General features: G+C 52.9%; 18 protein-coding genes. 8 read left to right on the forward strand and 10 right to left on the reverse strand.

The features are described 5' to 3' along the window. The first annotated feature begins 12 nt into the window (after positions 1-12). The 3 genes from ACQY36_RS01950 to ACQY36_RS01960 are packed head-to-tail and all read left to right on the forward strand — an operon-like array spanning position 13 to position 2,310. Positions 13-621, forward strand: coding sequence for an MBL fold metallo-hydrolase (locus ACQY36_RS01950; RefSeq protein WP_428077484.1), 609 nt, complete (start codon positions 13-15; stop codon positions 619-621). Then, positions 621-1,406 carry a prolipoprotein diacylglyceryl transferase gene (gene lgt / locus ACQY36_RS01955; RefSeq protein ID WP_428077485.1) on the forward strand — a complete coding sequence of 262 codons (786 nt, stop codon included), beginning with the start codon at positions 621-623 and terminating at the stop codon, positions 1,404-1,406. Before ACQY36_RS01950 ends, lgt begins: the two co-directional genes overlap by 1 nt. Then, on the forward strand, positions 1,399-2,310 hold the full coding sequence (locus tag ACQY36_RS01960) for an RluA family pseudouridine synthase (RefSeq protein WP_428077486.1): 912 nt from the start codon (positions 1,399-1,401) through the stop codon (positions 2,308-2,310). The genes lgt and ACQY36_RS01960 overlap by 8 nt, the downstream gene beginning before the upstream one ends. Before the next feature lie 1,064 nt (positions 2,311-3,374). On the opposite strand, the gene ACQY36_RS01965 is transcribed toward ACQY36_RS01960, so the two are convergent. The 5 genes from ACQY36_RS01965 to ACQY36_RS01985 all read right to left on the reverse strand — a co-directional run bounded on the left by ACQY36_RS01965 (position 3,375) and on the right by ACQY36_RS01985 (position 8,019). After that, positions 3,375-4,484 (reverse strand): GNAT family N-acetyltransferase, encoded by a 1,110-nt coding sequence (locus ACQY36_RS01965; RefSeq protein WP_428077487.1) that lies wholly within the window; start codon positions 4,482-4,484, stop codon positions 3,375-3,377. A 57-nt stretch (positions 4,485-4,541) separates the two neighbouring features. Then, entirely contained in the window at positions 4,542-5,732 is a 1,191-nt protein-coding gene (locus ACQY36_RS01970) for an aminotransferase class I/II-fold pyridoxal phosphate-dependent enzyme (protein ID WP_428055275.1), read from the reverse strand. Positions 5,733-5,795: 63 nt separating this feature from the next. Beyond that, positions 5,796-6,260 carry a D-glycero-beta-D-manno-heptose 1-phosphate adenylyltransferase gene (gene rfaE2, locus ACQY36_RS01975; protein WP_428077488.1) on the reverse strand — a complete coding sequence of 155 codons (465 nt, stop codon included), beginning with the start codon at positions 6,258-6,260 and terminating at the stop codon, positions 5,796-5,798. Then, complete coding sequence (gene accC, locus ACQY36_RS01980) at positions 6,244-7,635, reverse strand: acetyl-CoA carboxylase biotin carboxylase subunit (RefSeq protein ID WP_428077489.1); 1,392 nt, start codon at positions 7,633-7,635, stop codon at positions 6,244-6,246. Before accC ends, rfaE2 begins: the two co-directional genes overlap by 17 nt. 9 nt (positions 7,636-7,644) lie before the next feature. Further along, positions 7,645-8,019 (reverse strand): acetyl-CoA carboxylase biotin carboxyl carrier protein, encoded by a 375-nt coding sequence (locus tag ACQY36_RS01985; protein ID WP_428055269.1) that lies wholly within the window; start codon positions 8,017-8,019, stop codon positions 7,645-7,647. Between the two features lie 136 nt (positions 8,020-8,155). Between ACQY36_RS01985 and ACQY36_RS01990 the strand changes: the two genes are divergently transcribed. After that, complete coding sequence (locus ACQY36_RS01990; protein WP_428077490.1) at positions 8,156-8,632, forward strand: TspO/MBR family protein; 477 nt, start codon at positions 8,156-8,158, stop codon at positions 8,630-8,632. Positions 8,633-8,690: 58 nt separating this feature from the next. On the opposite strand, the gene ACQY36_RS01995 is transcribed toward ACQY36_RS01990, so the two are convergent. After that, positions 8,691-8,948 (reverse strand): hypothetical protein, encoded by a 258-nt coding sequence (locus ACQY36_RS01995; protein WP_428077491.1) that lies wholly within the window; start codon positions 8,946-8,948, stop codon positions 8,691-8,693. Positions 8,949-9,423: 475 nt separating this feature from the next. Here ACQY36_RS01995 and ACQY36_RS02000 point away from each other — a divergent pair, with 475 nt between their 5' ends. From ACQY36_RS02000 to ACQY36_RS02010, 3 genes are all read left to right on the forward strand, one after another. After that, positions 9,424-11,469, forward strand: a complete 2,046-nt coding sequence (locus ACQY36_RS02000) for a ribonucleoside triphosphate reductase (protein WP_428071356.1) — start codon at positions 9,424-9,426, stop codon at positions 11,467-11,469. Between the two features lie 161 nt (positions 11,470-11,630). Continuing rightward, positions 11,631-11,843: an anaerobic ribonucleoside-triphosphate reductase gene (nrdD, locus tag ACQY36_RS02005; protein ID WP_428055263.1), complete on the forward strand. Its 213-nt coding sequence runs from the start codon at positions 11,631-11,633 to the stop codon at positions 11,841-11,843. A 30-nt stretch (positions 11,844-11,873) separates the two neighbouring features. Beyond that, positions 11,874-12,497, forward strand: coding sequence for an anaerobic ribonucleoside-triphosphate reductase activating protein (locus ACQY36_RS02010; protein ID WP_428055261.1), 624 nt, complete (start codon positions 11,874-11,876; stop codon positions 12,495-12,497). 150 nt (positions 12,498-12,647) lie between these two features. Here ACQY36_RS02010 and ACQY36_RS02015 read toward each other — a convergent pair whose 3' ends face one another. Then, on the reverse strand, positions 12,648-13,439 hold the full coding sequence (locus ACQY36_RS02015; protein WP_428077492.1) for a hypothetical protein: 792 nt from the start codon (positions 13,437-13,439) through the stop codon (positions 12,648-12,650). Between the two features lie 117 nt (positions 13,440-13,556). After that, positions 13,557-14,768, reverse strand: coding sequence for an aminopeptidase (locus ACQY36_RS02020; protein ID WP_428077493.1), 1,212 nt, complete (start codon positions 14,766-14,768; stop codon positions 13,557-13,559). 56 nt (positions 14,769-14,824) lie between these two features. Here ACQY36_RS02020 and ACQY36_RS02025 point away from each other — a divergent pair, with 56 nt between their 5' ends. Then, positions 14,825-15,583: a hypothetical protein gene (locus tag ACQY36_RS02025; protein ID WP_428071326.1), complete on the forward strand. Its 759-nt coding sequence runs from the start codon at positions 14,825-14,827 to the stop codon at positions 15,581-15,583. Positions 15,584-15,639: 56 nt separating this feature from the next. Here ACQY36_RS02025 and zupT read toward each other — a convergent pair whose 3' ends face one another. Both zupT and ACQY36_RS02035 read right to left on the reverse strand, forming a co-directional pair. Continuing rightward, positions 15,640-16,413 (reverse strand): zinc transporter ZupT, encoded by a 774-nt coding sequence (gene zupT / locus ACQY36_RS02030; RefSeq protein WP_428055255.1) that lies wholly within the window; start codon positions 16,411-16,413, stop codon positions 15,640-15,642. Positions 16,414-16,513: 100 nt separating this feature from the next. Next, the gene (locus ACQY36_RS02035; RefSeq protein ID WP_428077494.1) at positions 16,514-17,581 is read right to left on the reverse strand and encodes a hypothetical protein; all 1,068 of its coding nucleotides are present in this window, start codon (positions 17,579-17,581) and stop codon (positions 16,514-16,516) included. Positions 17,582-17,700: the final 119 nt, after the last annotated feature.

The following is a 17,700-nucleotide window of genomic DNA, read 5'->3' on the forward strand; positions in this document are numbered from 1 at the left end:
CAAGAGGATTTTATGAATATAGACGTTATCAATCTGGGCCCGATGGACAATTGCACCTACCTCGTCAGCGAAGGGCAGGACGCCCTGTTAATTGACCCGGCCTGGGATATGAATTTTTTGGAGCATACCCTGCAGGAAAAAGGCCTGCGCCTGCTGGCCGTTTTCTTTACCCACGGGCATTTTGACCACGTTAAATTCGCCCAGAACCTGCTGGAAAAACACCGCCTGAAAGGGTATATGGAAAAGAACGACGTCATTCTCTCCGGCATTGACGCGCATATGCTAAACGCCTACAGCGGCGAACAAACCTTTGACGTGGGACCGTTTCACGTGGAAATCATCCCCACCCCCGGCCATACGGCGGGCGGCGTATGCATTAAAATCGGCAACGCCCTTTTTACCGGGGATACGCTGTTCCCCGGCGCCTGCGGCCGCGTGGACCTGCCGTCCTCCGACCCGCGCGAAATGCGCAGAAGCCTCGTTAAACTTTCCAAACTGCCCGAAGACACGCAAATCTTCGCCGGGCACAGCTACGGCGGCAAATGCAGTTCCACCATCGGGTACGAACGGGTGAAAAACCCGTTTATGCGCAACGCCATACGCGACGCGGAGGCCTTGTAATGCATCCGGTACTGTTCAAAATAGGCTCCTTTGAGCTGGCCAGTTACGGGCTGATGACGGCGCTCGGTTATGCGGCGGCCGCGCTGTATCTGCTGCCTCGCCTGAAAAAAATCGGGCTGGACAAAGACACTTTCTGGAACCTGATTTTTATTGCGTTTATCGGCGCGCTGGCCGGGAGCAAACTCCTTTATATCCTCGTTTCCTGGCCGCATTTGGGTGCTACGCTGGCCGAAAAACTTTCCAACATCGTGCACGATTTCCGCTACGGGTTCGTATTCTTCGGCGGGATGATTGTGTCCGTAGCCGCGCTTGTCTGGTATATGAAAAAGAAGCGGCTGCCTGTTTTACAAACGTCCGACTTTTTAATCGTCGCCCTGCCGCTGGGGCACGCGCTGGGGCGCATCGGCTGTTTTCTGGCCGGCTGCTGCCACGGCCGCCCGACGGATATGCCCTGGGGCGTGGCGTTTACCAACCCGCATTCGCTGGTGGCGCCGGAACTGCTGGGCGTACACATTCATCCCACCCAGCTGTATGAAGCCGCGGGCAACCTGATTTTATTTTTTATTCTCCATTACGCCTATAAAAAACCGCACAAAGCGGGCGTAATTTTAGTGGAATACGTGATGTGCTACAGCCTGATGCGTTTTATTATTGAATTCTTCCGCGGCGATTACCGGGGCGAATATATTTTAGGGCTTTCGCCTTCCCAGGGCCTTTCGCTCCTGGGCGCGCTGGCCGCGCTTATCGTGTGGCGTTATTTAAAAAAGGATAAACAACATGCCTGAAACCAAAAAAATCATTTTTGAAGGATACTCCCGCCGCCTGGACATTTTTGCCGCCGACGAACTGCCGGATTTTTCCCGCGCCCTCGTGCAGAAAATGATTAAAGACGGCAAAATCACCGTCAACGGCAAAAAAGTAAAGCCTTCCTGGCCGCTGACGGCCGGCGAAACGGTGGCGATTGAATTCCCCCGGGCCGAAAGCAAAACCAAACTTTCCGATTTAATTATCCACGACGCAAAAGATTTTTTTGTGCTGATAAAACCCGCCGGTATGCTTGTACATCCGCAGAGCCCGGTGTGGGAAGAACATCCGGAAGCCGTTTTCTCGTCTGAAGAGACGCTGGTGTCCGTCATTCTCGCCAACCCGCCCAAAGGCTTTGACCCGGCCACCCCGCGCGCGGGCCTCGTGCACCGGCTGGACCGCGAAACCAGCGGCGTGATGCTGGTGGCCAAGAACCCGGAGTTCCAGGCCGAAATGGTGGCGCTGTTTGCCAACCGCGACGTGCACAAAACCTATCATTCCATCGCCTGCGGCGAAGTGCCGGACGACGAAGGCACCATTGACGTGCCGATCGGGCGCGTGGCGGGCGGCAAAATCAAAGCGTCGGATATCGGGCGCGAGGCCGTCACCGGCTATAAAGTGCTGGAGCGCAAAAACGGATTTACCTATATTGAACTCTACCCCCGCACGGGCCGCACCAACCAGCTGCGCGTACATTTAAGCTGGCTGGGATATCCCGTTTTGGGGGACTGGCTCTACCGCGGCGCCACGGCGGACCGCCTGATGCTGCACGCGCGGCGCCTGGAATTTAAACACCCGCTGACGGGCAAAAAACTGATGTTTGAGGCACCCGTCCCGCCGGATTTTGAAGCGGCGTGGGAACGCGTCAGCGCTTCTAAAAAATAATCCCAAACGCTATATAAAATTCCCCAGGCTTACTGGGGAGCAGACTTTATAAACCCCCGCCTCCCTGCGGGGGTTTTATTGTTACGAGCAAAAGTAACGCAGGGGAACCGCAACCCAACAAACTAACCCTTTTTCCGGCTTTACCCGGGACGCGGGATTAGTTACCGTATGGTTAAGGAAACGGATTTCATCAAGCTCCGGGGGATAAACGGCCCAAGGCCGCGAGCAAGGGAGCTGCACAGGGGAAAAGAGGAAACTGCGTTTTTATATGGGGTAAAAACACCGTTCCTCTTGACAATAAAAGAACTCCGTCCGTATCAGGGCGGAGTTCTTTTTCAAACTAATTAGTTTTTAAGCTTTAAAAAAGAAATTTAATAACATACCATAAGTATATAGATTTCATCCGTCCGGACGCGGGAGGGGACCCGCCCACCGGACAAAGTTACAAAAGGCCCTATTCCCGTGGGAAGGATAGGGCCCTTTGTTTGGCTTTTTTACCCGGCGGCCCTCTCTCCCGGTACGATACATTCTTGTTCCATATAAGTAACACGGACTAAAGAAATCTTCTTTAGTCCGTGTACGTAAATCCGACGATACGACAGCCGTTCATTCAGGTGCCGTCCGGCACAGACTGCGCCTTTGCTGACGATTGGCTGATTTTTCAGATTTGCCGCGAGTTTGCGTGGCCAGTTGCCCGAGGAAGTACTGCCAGGTACGCCGAGAGGCAAGGGAACGCAAAATCGCACAAATATGGAAAATAGTTGCCCGGATAAGTAACACGGACTAAAGATATCCTCTTTAGTCCGTGTACGTAAACCCGACGATACGACAGCCGTTCATTCAGGTGCCGTCCGGCACAGACTGCGCCTTTGCTGACGATTGGCTGATTTTTCAGATTTGCCGCGAGTTTGCGTGGCCAGTTGCCCGAGGAAGTACTGCCAGGTACGCCGAGAGGCAAGGGAACACAAAATCGCACAAATGTGGAAAATAGTTGCCCATACAAGTAACACGGACTAAAGATATCCTCTTTAGTCCGTGTACGTAAATTCAACATACGACAGCCGTTATAAATCCTTTTGGTACAGCCGGTAACGCTTGCTGGGATGACACCCGCACTCCACAATCCCCCGGATAATACCTTCGTTGTCTTCCAACACCCAGGAAAGCTCCGCCTCGTTCCAAACGGCTACGCCGTGGTCCACAATGTGTTTGATTAAAATCAAATCAATCCCGCGCTGCCTAAATTCCGGAGCCACGCCCAACATAATCAAGCGCGCGTCCTTAATTCTGCGCCAGGCCCACAGCGCTTTTAAAATGCGCCACGGGTTAGCCAGCGAACCCTTCAGCTCCTTTAAAGCGTGGTTCATATTCGGGATGGCAATATAAAACCCGGCGGGTACGCCGTCCGCCTCCAGCACGCAGGTGCCTTCGGGCCGCACAATCAATTTTAATTCGTTCACCACGTCGGCCATTTCCTGCTTGCTCAGCGGCACAAAGCCCCAGTTCTCCGCCCAGGCTTTGTTATAAATTTCGCGGATGATTTCGGCTTCCTGCTCCAAGTTTTTCAAATTCAGCCGCCTGAGCGTAATGCCTTTGCCGCGCGCGCACCGGGCGCAGACTTTGATAAATCGTTCGGAAAATTTATCATCCTTGGTGCGGTGAAACGCCAGCAAATCTTTCACTTTGGTAAAACCCGCCCGCTCAATCAGTTCCGCGTAATACGGGTAATTATACGGCATCATGATAGCGGGCATACTGTCAAAACCGTCCACCAAAAGTCCGTACACGTGGTTGCTGGACGGATTGGCCGGCCCGCGCACGGCGGTGACGCTTTTAGAGCGGAGCCAGTCTTCGGCCGCTTTAAACAACGCGTCCGAAACGGACGAATCGTTTACGCAGTCAAAAAAGCCGAAAAAACCGATATTTTCCTGATGGTATTCGTTATGCGCCCGGTTGATAAGCGCCAAAATGCGCCCAGCGGGCTTGCCGTTTTGGTAAGCCATAAAAAGAGCCCGCTCGCCGTGCGTCCAGAAAACATTGTCTGCGCGCAGGAGTTTTTTGGTGTCGGCTTTCAGTTCCCCCACCCAATACGGATCCCGCTTATACAGTTCAAACGGAAAATTTACAAATTCGTTTAATTCGCTGTCGGTAATTTGACGGATTTCCACACTCATATTCCTCACCCTAAATACAAAACCCCGGCTTAAAACCGGGGTTTTGAAATACACAAACTATTTAATAATGCCGATTGCGCGGCCCGCCTGGGCGAACGCGTCAATAATTTTATCCACGTGTTCGTCGGTATGCGTAGCCATCAAGGTCAGGCGCATCAGCGCGCGGCCGGGCGGCACGGCGGGGCTGACGACCGGGTTGGAAAAAATACCCAGCTCGTGCAGCGCACGCCACATTTTAAAGCAGTTTTCGTTGCTGCCCACGTGCACCGGCAGCACCGGGGTGGTGCTGGTGCCCAAATCGTACCCCAGGTCTTCCAGGCCTTTTTTAAGTTTCGCGGTCAGGCGGAACAAATTGTCGCGGCGGGAAGTGTCGTTTTCAATCAGCTCCAGCGCTTTGGTGATGGAAGCCACGGAAGCGGGCGGCAGCGCGGCGGAGAAAATCTGGCTGCGGGCGTTGTGGCGGATATAGTGGATGATGTCTTCGTCCCCCACCACAAAACCGCCGACGGTGGCAAACGTTTTGGAGCAGGTTCCCACCACCAGATCCACCTCGCCGTTTTCCAGGCCGAAATACTCGCAGGTGCCGCGGCCCGTTTTGCCGATAATGCCGGTGGCGTGCGCGTCGTCTACGATAATGCGCGCGCCGTATTTTTTGGCCGCTTTAACAATTTCCGGCAGCGGGCAGATATCGCCCTCCATGCTAAATACGCCATCTACGATAATCAGTTTGCCGGCTTCTTCCGGCAGTTTGGACAGCACGCGCTCCAGGTCTTCCGGGTCGTTGTGTTTAAAGCGCACCATTTCGCCGTCGGAAAGTTTCACGCCGTCCAAAATACTGGCGTGGTCCAGCTTGTCCACGATGGCGTAGTCGCCTTTTTTAACCAGGCACGACACCACGCCCAGGTTCATCTGATATCCGGTAGAGAAAATAAGCCCCGCTTGTTTGCGTTTAAATTTGGCGATGCGCGCTTCCAGCTCGTCGGCGGCTTTGGTGTTACCGTTTAAGAAGCGCGAACCCGCGCAGCCGGTGCCGTATTTCAGGGCGGCTTCGCTGGCCGCTTTTTTCATTTCGGGGTCGTCCGCCAGGCCTAAGTAGTTGTTGGACCCGGCCATAATATATTTTTTACCGCCTAACATCACTTCCGGCCCCTGGGCGGATTCAATCGGCTGGAAATAGCCGTAAATGCCCATACGCATAGCCAGTTTGGCGTCTTTGAAATTCCTGCATTTCTCAAAAATATCAGACATATTGTTTATCCTCGTGGCGCAACAACCGTCCGCCGGCCGCCCAAACGGGGGCCGCCAAACGGTTTATTTACTTACCTTTTTAATTATATTGGTGGTGGAGCGGCCTTTTAACAGCGGGAACCGAACCACCTTTTTTGCAAATTCACGGCCGACAATCTCGCCGGGTTTGTAATCGCCGCCTTTGACGAGCACGTCGGGGCGGACGAGTTTAATCAGTTCATACGGCGTATCTTCTTTAAACAGGCAGACGGCCGATACGCTTTCCAGCGCCGCCAGCACCAGCGCCCGGTCCGCCTGGCAGTTGACGGGGCGGGAAGGCCCTTTTAAACGGCGGACGGAATCGTCGCTGTTTACGCCCACGACCAGTACGTCGCCTTTGGCGCGCGAAAATTCCAGCACGCTCACGTGTCCGGCGTGCAGAATGTCAAAACAGCCGTTGGTAAATACGATTTTTTTCCCTTCCTTACGCGCGGTTTCCAGCATTTTTTTAAGGGCGCGCGGACCGAGAATTTTATTTTTTGCTTTCACTGGCTTCCTTTTCTTTGGACATCATGCGCTCAATAAGCCCCGTGTCCATATTGCCTTGGATGAAATCTTCGTTGCCCACGATTTTCTGGTGGAACGGAATGGTGGTTTTTACACCGCCGATTTGAAACTCGCCCAGACAGCGGCGGCTGCGTTCCAGCAATTTCGTGCGGTCCGGCGCGGTGACGATCAGCTTGGCGATTAAGCTGTCGTAATAGCTGGGGATGGTATAGCCCGTGTACATATGGCTGTCCACGCGTACGCCCAGGCCGCCGGCGGGAATCCATTCTTCAATGGTGCCCGGGCAGGGGGTGAAATTCATTTCGCTGTCTTCGGCGTTGATGCGGTGCTCAATGGCGTGGCATTTAATCACGGCCGCTTCGTCCTGCGTTACGTGCAACGGTTCGCCCTGCGCGATTTGGATTTGCATTTTAACCAAATCCAGCCCGCAGACCGATTCCGTCACCGGATGCTCCACCTGAAGACGGGTGTTTACTTCCATAAAATAAAATTCTTTGTTCTGCGCCATCAAAAACTCCACGGTGCCTACACCGCGGTACTTGGCGGCTTTAACAAGCTTGCAGGCCGCTTCCTGCAGTTTTTTGCGCGTTACCGCATCCACAAACGGAGAAGGAGACTCTTCCACCAGCTTCTGGTGACGGCGCTGCATACTGCAGTCGCGCTCGGCAAACGCCACGACGTTGCCGTAATTGTCCCCCGCCACCTGCACTTCAATGTGGCGCGGATTTAAAACGAGTTTTTCAAAATACACGCGGTCGTCGCCAAAGTTGGCCTTGGCTTCGCCCTGCGCGGTTTTCATCATGCGTTCCAAATCTTCTTCTTTCAGGCACGCGCGCATTCCTTTGCCGCCGCCGCCCAAAGACGCTTTAATCATAATCGGGAAACCGATTTTGCGGGCCACTTCGCGGAAGTTTTTGCCCACTACGCCGTCGGAACCGGGCGTAATCGGCACGCCGGCTTTCACCGCGATTTCGCGCGCGGTGGATTTAACGCCCAGCATTTCAATCGCTTCGGCGGTGGGGCCGATAAAGGTCATACCGGCTTTGGTAACGGCGGAAGCGAAGTCCGCATTTTCGGACAGGAACCCGTAACCGGGGTGAACCGCGTCCGCGCCGGTGATTTTGGCGGCGGTAACGATGGCGTCAATGTTTAAATAGCTTAAAGGGGACGGCGCCGCGCCGATGCATACGGCTTCGTCGGCCATGCGCACATGCAGGCTGCCGCGGTCGGCCTCCGAGTAGACGACCACGGACTTAATGCCCATTTCTTTTAAAGTGCGGATGACGCGCAGGGCAATTTCCCCGCGGTTGGCGATAAGAACTTTTTTAAAAGGAGTAATTTTGATATTGGCGGACATAGAAGGCTCCTATCTCTCAATGAAAAACAGCGGCAGGCCGAATTCCACCGGCGCGCCTTCCTGCGCCGTTACGATGCGCAGCTTCCCGGACACGGGAGCCGTGATTTTATGTTTTTGGGAAACCGTTTCCACCAGGCCCAGCGCGTCGCCTTCTTTAACGGCCTGGCCTTCTTTTAACGGAAGCGCTTTGCCTTTAACCGCCGCGCGGTAAATGCCTACGGACGGCGCGGTAACAGCCGTCAGCGAGCAGGAAAACTGTGCGGGTTCGGGCAGGGCTTCTTGGGTTTTTACTTCAATGCAGTCGCCGTCTTTTTCGTAGCAAAATTCGGCCAAATCGGTGGTTTTAAGCCAATCGGTTACTTCCGTAATCAGTTTCGTGTCCATAGTGTCCTCGGATTGAAAGGTTAAAAATACGCTCTGGTTATTTTACCATTTTTAGGAGCAAAACGGCACGCTCCGCCCATAGGACTAACCCTTTTTCCCGGTTTTACGTCAGCCGGCAAAATGCTAGCGTGAAAGTATGAAACGCATACTGCCTTTTTTAAAACTGCTTTTTTGGCTGGCCCTGTGCCAGCTGCCCGCGCTGGCGGGTGCGCGCGCGGTACAGGCCAACCTGGGCTGGTATCACGCCCTGGCCCTGCCGCCGTTTACGCCGCCGGATGCCCTGTTTGGTCTGGCGTGGGGCGTATTGTACATACTGCTGGGCACTGCGGCTTTTTTGGCTTTTGGCCGCGGGCTCAGCCTCTCCGCGCGAAAACCCCTGATTCTGTTTATCGTGCAGCTTGCGCTCAACGCCTGGTGGACGCCCGTATTCTTCGGGCGGCGCGACCCGGCGGCCGCCCTGCTTATTCTGGCGCTGATGCTGGCCGAAGGCGTATGGCTTGCATATGCGCTTTGGCGCAGAAACCGCGCGGCCGCGTGGCTCCTGCTCCCTTACGGACTATGGCTGATGTATGCGGCCTATTTAAATATAGGCGTGTGGGCGTTAAACGCCTAACCATATGAAAAAGGGCCCTCCCGTAAGGAAGAGCCCTTGTAAAAACAGTTAAACGCCCTCAGCGGCCGCGGTAACGTTTGACGAGGTCCATCCCCAGCTTCATCACTTTGTAAAAAGTGGAATCCAGCATGGTGGAAACATTGTCAATCAAATCAAACGCGCTTTTGGCTTTATCCACGTTTTCCGCGGTAGAAATGGCCAGATACTCCACCGCTTCGGCCGTGCGGGTAATTTGCAGAAACGCGCGCACCGCAAACGCCACAAACACGATAAACGCCGCCACCGCCGCCAACACACACCATTGATAAAAATCCATATAGCACCCCCTTTCCTTTTTTTTATTAAACCAGTTTACCCGCCCTCCGTCAACCCCCGGAAAGGGTTATTTTCCGCGCCGGACCTCCGGCGCGCCGTCCGGATCAAGGGTTTTCCGGAAACAAAAAAGACCTATTTGGGCCGAAAAAAGGACCCAGGCGTTTTGGGACCCTTTAAAACCGCGCCGCCCGTTTTGCCTTATATTTTGGGGCATATTTTTATAGGTCCAAAAAAAGTTTGACAAGATTTTCTTTATTAGTAATAATTACTATTAAGAAGCACGCCGTTTTCCGCGTCCGCCAGCAGCGGCAAAAAACTATTTTCTCCGACGGGGATTTGTTTTTACCAAACCTGCCAAACGCAAACGCTCAGACGGAATTTGCAATTTTTGTCTGTTTTTGTCAAAATTTTAAAAGTCGTTACTTTAGACAACGGCGAATATTCTACCAGGACTACACATTATGGAAAACTCTGAAGTGATTACGCATATCGTCAAAAGAGACGGTACCACCCAACGTTTTGACTCTAAAAAAATTACCAAAGCCATCGCCAAAGCCGCCGAGGTAACCGGGGAATTTGACCCGGAAACCGCTAAAAAACTGACCATCCGCGCCATCAACATCATCCAGCAGCTGTATTCGGACACCGTGCCGAACGTGGAAAACGTGCAGGACATCGTGGAAGACGTGCTGCTTACTTCCAATTATCACAAAACGGCCAAGGCCTATATCCTCTACCGCGACCAGCACGCCCGCATGCGCGAGATTACTTCCAAATTTAACGTAGACCTGGTGGACCAATACCTGCAAAAAATAGACTGGCAGGTGAACGAAAACAGCAATATGGGCTATTCGCTACAGGGGCTGAACAACTATATTTCGTCTGAAATCAGCAAAGTCTACTGGCTCAACAAAATTTATCCGGACAATGTGCGCCGCATGCACTCGGAAGGGGACTTCCACCTGCACGACTTGGGCCTGCTGGGCGCCTACTGCGTGGGCTGGGACTTGCAGGACCTGCTGTTAAGCGGCTTTACGGGCGTAGTCGGCAAAGCCGAAAGCAAGCCCGCCAAACACCTGCGCACCGCGCTGGGCCAGGTGGTCAACTTTTTCTACACCCTGCAGGGCGAAAGCGCCGGCGCGCAGGCGTTCTCCAACTTTGACACGCTGCTCGCGCCTTTTATCTATTACGACAAACTGACCTACGACGAAGTAAAACAGGCGCTTCAGGAATTTTTGTTCAACGTCAACGTGCCGACCCGCGTGGGCTTCCAGACTCCGTTTACGAACCTGACACTGGATTTGACGGTGCCTTCTTATTATAAGGACCAGCCGGTCATCATCGGCGGCAAACTGCAGGACAAAACGTACGGCGAATTCCAGAACGAAATGGATATGCTCAACCGCGCGTTCTGCGAGGTGATGCTCGCGGGCGACGCCAAGGGCCGCGTGTTCACGTTCCCGATTCCGACGTATAACATCACCAAGGATTTTGACTGGGACAACCCCAAACTCACCCCGCTGTGGGAAATGACGGCCAAATACGGTATTCCGTACTTTGCCAACTTCATCAATTCCGATATGAACCCCGAAGACGCGCGCTCCATGTGCTGCCGTCTGCGCATTGACAACCGCGAACTCAGAAAACGCGGCGGCGGCCTGTTCGGCTCGGCCCCGCTCACCGGTTCCATCGGCGTGGTAACCATCAACCTGCCGCGCCTGGGGTATCTGTCCAAAAACGAAGACGAATTCTTCGCCAATTTGAAAGACCGCATGGAAGTGGCCAAGACCAGCCTGGAAATCAAGCGCAAAGTGATTGAACGCTTTACCAAGGGCAACCTCTATCCGTACATGAGCTTCTACCTGCGCTCCGTGCGCCAGCGCTTCGGCGAATTCTGGAAGAACCACTTCTCCACCATCGGGCTCGTGGGCTTAAACGAAGCCGCCACCAACCTCATCGGCGAAGACATCGGCTCCGAAAAAGGCAAAGCGTTCGCCGAAAAAGTGCTGACGTTTATGCGCGAAACGCTGGTAAAATTCCAGGAAGAAACCGGCAACAACTATAACCTGGAAGCCACGCCGGCCGAAGGCACGTCGTACCGCCTGGCCAAGCTGGACAAAGAACGCTTCCCGGAAATCATCTGCGCCAACGAAGAGCTGTACAAACAGGGCCATCAGCCCTTCTATACCAACTCTTCCCAGCTGCCCGTCAACTATACCGACGACGTGTTTGAAATGCTGGACCTGCAGAGCACCATCCAGTCCAAATACACCGGCGGAACCGTACAGCATATTTTCACCGGCGAAAAAATCAAAGATTTGGAAGCGATGAAGAAATTCATCAAAACCGTGTGCGAGAAATACACCCTGCCGTACTTCTCCATCACGCCCACGTTCAGCGTCTGCCCCAAGTGCGGCTACATTGAAGGCGAACATTTTGAATGCCCCAAATGCAAAGCCGAACGCATGCAGGAGCTGGAACATCAAGTAAAACTTTTGGAAGAACAGCTTTACAGCAAATAGTTCTTCGCAGTAATTACCTTTTTTGGGTTACTTTGCGCCGCAAAGCTAACCCAAAAAAGCGGTTGAAACGGACGTGGCAAAGTGCCATAATGAAGTAACGGGTTTTCACGGGCCCGTTCCCGTTGATACACAGTTGTACCTTGTATTTAGGAGACAAAGCCATGACTGCACAGGAAAGACAAGTAGTTGAAAACAAAATCTCGGAACTCAAAAAAGAAATGAACGAAGTTCACGGTTCCAAATGCGAAGTATACTCCAGAGTAGTGGGCTATCTGCGCCCCGTCCAGAACTGGAACAAAGGCAAAAAAGAAGAATTTGCCATGAGAAAAACCATGCACGTCGGCTGCTCTTGCGGCTGCGACTGCGAAAAATAAGTTTTCTCTTATTCTGCAACGGGTTCCGGCATGAAAATAGGCGGACTGATTAAATTTACACTGATTGACTTTCCGGGCCGGCCGGCCGCGGTGGTGTTCACCCAAGGGTGCAATTTCCGCTGCCGCTACTGCCACAACCCGGAGCTGGTGTATCCGCACCTGTTCGCCGAACCCGTTGCCGAAGAGGAAATAGACGCCTTTTTAAAACGCCGCCAGGGCACCCTGGAGGGCGTTGTGGTATCCGGCGGGGAGCCTACCCTGCACGAAGATCTGCCCCAATTTTTAGCCAAATTAAAAGCCATGGGCTACGCCGTTAAGCTGGACACCAACGGCACCCGGCCCGATATGCTCAAACAATTAATTCAGGACAAGCTGGTGGACTTTATCGCCATGGATTTAAAGGCCCCGCTGGACAAATACGCGCTGATTACGGGCGTGGAATTCAACCCCGCCGTACTGCGCGAATCCATGGATTTAATCCGCCAAAGCGGCCTGGGATACGAATTTCGCACCACGTATGATAAAGAAGTGCTGACGGATGCGGATATCGCCGCCATCTCGCAAAGCGTGGACGGCAAACATTTCCGCGTGCAGGAATGCCTGCCCGTCGCCAAAGAAAAAGCCGCCTTAAAAGTGCTCCATCAGGAAATTTAACCCCCCGCTTCTTCCAATTTACCCAACGCGCCTTTCCGGCGCGTTTTTTATGGGCCGTATTTCCGCATTTATCCCGCCCGCTTTTCCAGCCGGACAGACAAAAACTCCCGGGTTTTGACCCGGGAGTTTTTAATAATCGGTGCCAGGAAATCAGCGGGAAAGTCTGACCAACTGGTCTCTAAAGTTATACAAATCCTCCTGAATCGGCCAGACTTCGCAGGCATGGTCGTTAATAAAGGCCACCGGATCCACCACGGTACCCCAGCCGGCTTGAATCGGTTTGACAAATTCTTTCGCCATGGCCGGGCCGGATTTCGGGTCCTTTTTCAAATTCGCGTTAAACGCGTCCATCGCGTTCATCATGCTCTGCAAGACGAAGTTGGAATTGAAGGTTTTAGATTGCTGCACATAGGCGCGGAAGCTTTCCAGCCCGTTTTTAAAATCTTCCGGCAAAGCGGCGGCGGCTTGCTCTTCCGCGGCGGAGTCCGCTTTCTTCGCGGCGGCCAAGTCTTCCGCCAGCGCATCGTGGAACGCGTCAAATTTCACCTGTTCGCTCTGCCACAGGCTGACCGTTTCCATACGCAAATAATCTTCCACCTTAATTTGGGTTCTGCCGTTCGCCACAAATACAGGCTCATTGACCTTCGGCGCCACCTTGCGGGCCGCCGGGACAGATTCCGCGCGCAGCGCCATATAGCTCTCACGCAGGCCGTCCATGGACTGGAACATATAATTCGCTTCGTAATACTCCCACTTATACGCCTGCTTGCGGAAGGATTCCAATTCGGCCAGTACGCGCTTGGAAAGGGTTTCCACGCGGGCCGCTTTGCTGTCTTTTCCGGCTTTGGCCGCGCGCTGGATAGCGGCGGTGTTTACGGAAGACTGCGCAAATACACAAGGGGTTAAAACGGATAGGGCCACCAACATCATCAGTTTCTTCATGTTAAACTCCTTTGGTAAAGTAACATCTATATTTTTAGTTTAAACAATCTGTATGCACGCAACAAGGGCCATAAGACCCACCTTTTTGTGGGTCTTATGGCCTATACACAGCAGAGATTAATAGCGGAATTGGCCTTTTTCGTAGATAACCGCGCTGGAACCGTCTTTTAAGCGGGCGGTAACGGTTTTATCCTCGGTGTTAATCAAATCCCAATGCAGGGAAGAATCGTTAAAACCGAGTTTTTCCTTCAGCTTTTTATCCAGCCTGGCCTGCGGGCCGGAAAACGTGTCCGCATAGCTTGCGCCCACGGCTACGTGGCAGTTGCCGAATTTGCCGCCGAAGTTTTCGTCATACAAAATATCGGCCATAAATTTGGTGATTTTGGAAAACCGGCGGTCGGTAAGCGAAAACTCGCCGATTTGCGCCGCGCCTCTGTCCATCGCCAGCATTTTGCGTACAAATTCGCCGCCCTGTTCGGCGCCGGCTTTTACGGCGCGGCCGTCTTTAAATTCCAGCCGCACGCCTTTGACGTAATTGCCGCTGCGGTAAGAAGACAAATCCGCAAAATATACGCCGCGCGTGCCGCGCCAGTCGGGCGAGGTGAAAATCTCAAACGAAGGCACGTTACAGCCGCCGCCCGCGATAAATTTGCGTTTTTCGCCCAAGAGCACCTCAAAATCCATATGCGCCGATTCCACGCGCAGGGTGCGGATGGGCAGAGAAGAAAGCCACGCGCCGATTTCGGTAATCTGTTTGGTAACTTCCTTCCATTTTTTGACGGGGTCCTTTTCGTTTAAAAAGCAGGCGCGCGCAATCTGCCCGGCGTATTCTTTAACGGAAAGCCCGGCCCGCTTGGCGAGCTCCTCCGTCGGATAATTGCACAAAGTCCAGGAAAAGAGCCCCTTTTGTTCGCGCACGTCCAAAATTTCGCGCAGGGGTTTGTGCGCCACCGCGCTTTTGGCAATGCGGGCGGGATCCACGCTTTTTAAATGCGTCAAATCTTCCGGCGCGCGCAGGGAAATCAAGCCGTTGATGCCGCCCTGAAATTCCTTTTCCCCAGCCGCCACAAACGCCAGCTGTTTATCGTCCGCGCGTTGATAAAATTCCTTGGAAAAGGCTTCCGGCGCGTTGAAGCGCGTAATCACGTTATAGCGCAGGGCAATCAGTTTGCCGTACACCGCCCGGGCCAGCGGCAGGGCGGCCAGGTCGCTTCGCAGCAGGACGGCGTCGTACGGTTTAAACTTGCCGTTCCGGCGGGCGGTTTGCAGGGCCCAAATCATTACATCGGCGTATTTTTCGTTTTGCGTTTTGGTAAAAAACATTTTCATTCCCCCTTTACTTCATTAATGTTATAATACAAAATAAAGAATACCGAGAGAAAAAAATGAAAAAATTACTTTTGCTGCCGCTTTTTTTCTGCTTGTTTTCGCCGCTGTGGGCGGACGTTTCCCCCAAGCCGGAAATGGAGTTTTCGTTCATCTACAACACGCCTTCCAAGCCGCTTATTGACCCTTTGCACAGCGAACAAATCCAGTGCGAAGACAACCAGTGTTTTGACAGCAAACCCCTGGGCGTATACGGGCTGCAAAAGCTGTACTGCTCGGCCGGGGAATGTTTCTCCATCGCCTACGAATACGACAATTACCAAAAGCTCATCATCGCGTTTACGGACGGCACCAAACGCGAAAGCAATGTTTTTGCCTCGCCCGACACCCTGCGCTCGCGCTTTAACGTGTATGTAAACGAAGACAGCCTGCAGGTGGAACCCTCGTCGGCCGCGCCGGATACCGGCTCCTGGGTCCGCCGGGACGCGTGGATTTCCCTCATCATCATTTTAGTGCTTGAACTGCTGGCCGCGGCGGCGTATCTTTCGTATACCGAAAAAAGTTTTACTATCTTATACAGCGTAGCCGTTGCCAATCTGCTGACCACCGCCGTATCGTGGCTGTTTTTGGCGCGTTATTTTAAGGAGACGGCGGTTTTATGGATTTTCTGCGTACTGGCCGAAGCCCTTATCATCGGGCTGATAAACCGCAAACGCATTTCCCTGTACGATTCGCTGATGCTCAGCGTTACCATCAACGTAACCAGCTACTCGCTGGGGATTATGATATCGTTCGTACTGGCTCCGCTTATTTTCTAACATTTGCATACATAAAAAAGCCCCCGGTTGACGGGGGCTTTTTTATGTATGCCGGCTTAAAACAATAACAGCGAAAGCGCCATAATCATCATCCCGCCCAGCACGCCCCAGATGACTTTATGCCCGTCCCCGTATTCATGCGCGGTGGGAAGCAGCTCGTCCAGCGCGATGTAAATCATAATCCCGGCGATAAGCGCAAACATCACGCCAAACGCCGCGTCGTGCAATACCGAGCGCAGCAGGAAAAACCCCAACACGGCCCCGACGGGTTCGGCCATGCCGGACCCGGCGCTGTACCAAAACGCTTTGGAACGGCTGCCCGTGGAATGATACACGGGAAGCGCGACGGCCACGCCTTCCGGGATGTTGTGAATCGCCACCGCCACGGCGATGGAAACGCCCAGCGTGGCGTCCTGCATAGACGCCATAAATGTGGCCAGCCCTTCCGGAAAGTTATGAATCGCCAGCGCGAGCGCGGTGAACATCCCCAAATGTTTTAGTTTGGCGGATTTATCCAGCGTGTGTTCTTCCACGTGGTGGGAAGGGAGCAGCGTGTCAATCAGCCACGCAATGACGACACCCGCAAAAAATATGCCCGTGCTCATCCACGCGCCGGGTTTATCTCCGTAGAGGGCGGAAAGAGAGTGTGTAGCCTGCGGCAGAATTTCCATAAAAGAGACGTAAATCATCACGCCCGCGGAAAACCCCAGCCCCAGCGACAGGACGGACAGATTTTCCTTTTTAATCACAAACGCCAGCGCGCCGCCGACAGAAGTGGCAGCCCCGGCCAGAAAGCTCAACAGAAGAGCGGTCAAAACGGATTGGTCCATATATATACTATACAAAAAAGACCGCACGCGAAACGGGCAAAAAACATTCTTATGGCAAAGCGCTTCGGAATTTATATCCGAAGCGCTTTATTATCAGAAATTACTCAGTTAATGTTTGGCACTGATAAATATAACATCCGCTGCCATATGGGGAAACACAATATGCGCCGGATAATCCCATGGATTGGGCCCAATTGCACGTTCCATTTAACGTATTGGGTCCCTGATTACAGAGAGAGGATGAAGCCTTTTGACAATACGATTTATTATTACTTTTTGTAAAGGAACCCAAACTCACATATGCACCGCCCGAACAACGGCTCCAACTTCCCCAACTGCATGTACGAGTATTCCAGCTGCGACTCCGAGTACCACTTATTGTTGCTGGCCCCAAACGCGTGGAAGGCGAATCGCTCTGGGAATGATAGTAATAATATGCAGTAAAAGAACAACTTTCCTGCTGGGTGGTTTGAGCAGGAGATCCGCCAGAACAAGCGCTCCACTCTCCCGTCTGCCACTGCCCTGTGGAAGTGTCGCAAGTCACGCTGCGCGTCTGCGTTCCGCAGCCATTACAAGATTGACTGGACGAAGGCCGAGATGCAGCATTACAATCCGCCATTTGTTTTGGCGTACCGCATACCAGATACACTTCTTCCGCTTTTTTGAGTTTTACTTTCTGCCACGACACCTGCGGCGCGCCGCTTGCTCCCGTTGCCGCGCACGACGGGAATTTTTCCCCTCCTGTACGCATATGCGACGCAAACAATTTCAGTTCGTCCACCGTCATATCAGCGGCTTCCAGACTGTAGCCGTTGTTTAACGTGCCGATACGCAGGTTTGTAGAGAAATCTATATTCGCCTCTCCAGAACCGCTCCCCAAAGCTACGTTCGTACTTTTTACGGCAGAAGCCGTGTTTAAATCTAATTTTCCCCGGTTCAGGTTGACGGTTGTGGCCTGTAACGGGCGAATACCCAAAGCGCCGGATTCTGAACAGCCTAAGTTCATTTCACAGGCGGACGTAAGGCCTATGTCTAATTGTTTACTGGCGTTAATCTTACTGTATGCCACATACGGCACCGGAAAGTATGTTACCATTTTGATTTTATTTTCTGCTACTGCGAGTAACGGGACTGACAGCAGGGATAACACGATAAAAATACGTTTCATAGAAACTCCTTCCATCCTTACGGGAATGGACCAAATATCCCCGGAGAAAAGAGTTTAAACGAGGTATGCGAGGGGATACGACCCAATAGGTCTTTCCCCAATTTATCAAAAAAAAAAAA

Source organism: Candidatus Avelusimicrobium alvi (assembly GCF_958451995.1).
Taxonomy (GTDB): Bacteria; Elusimicrobiota; Elusimicrobia; order Elusimicrobiales; family Elusimicrobiaceae; genus Avelusimicrobium; species Avelusimicrobium alvi.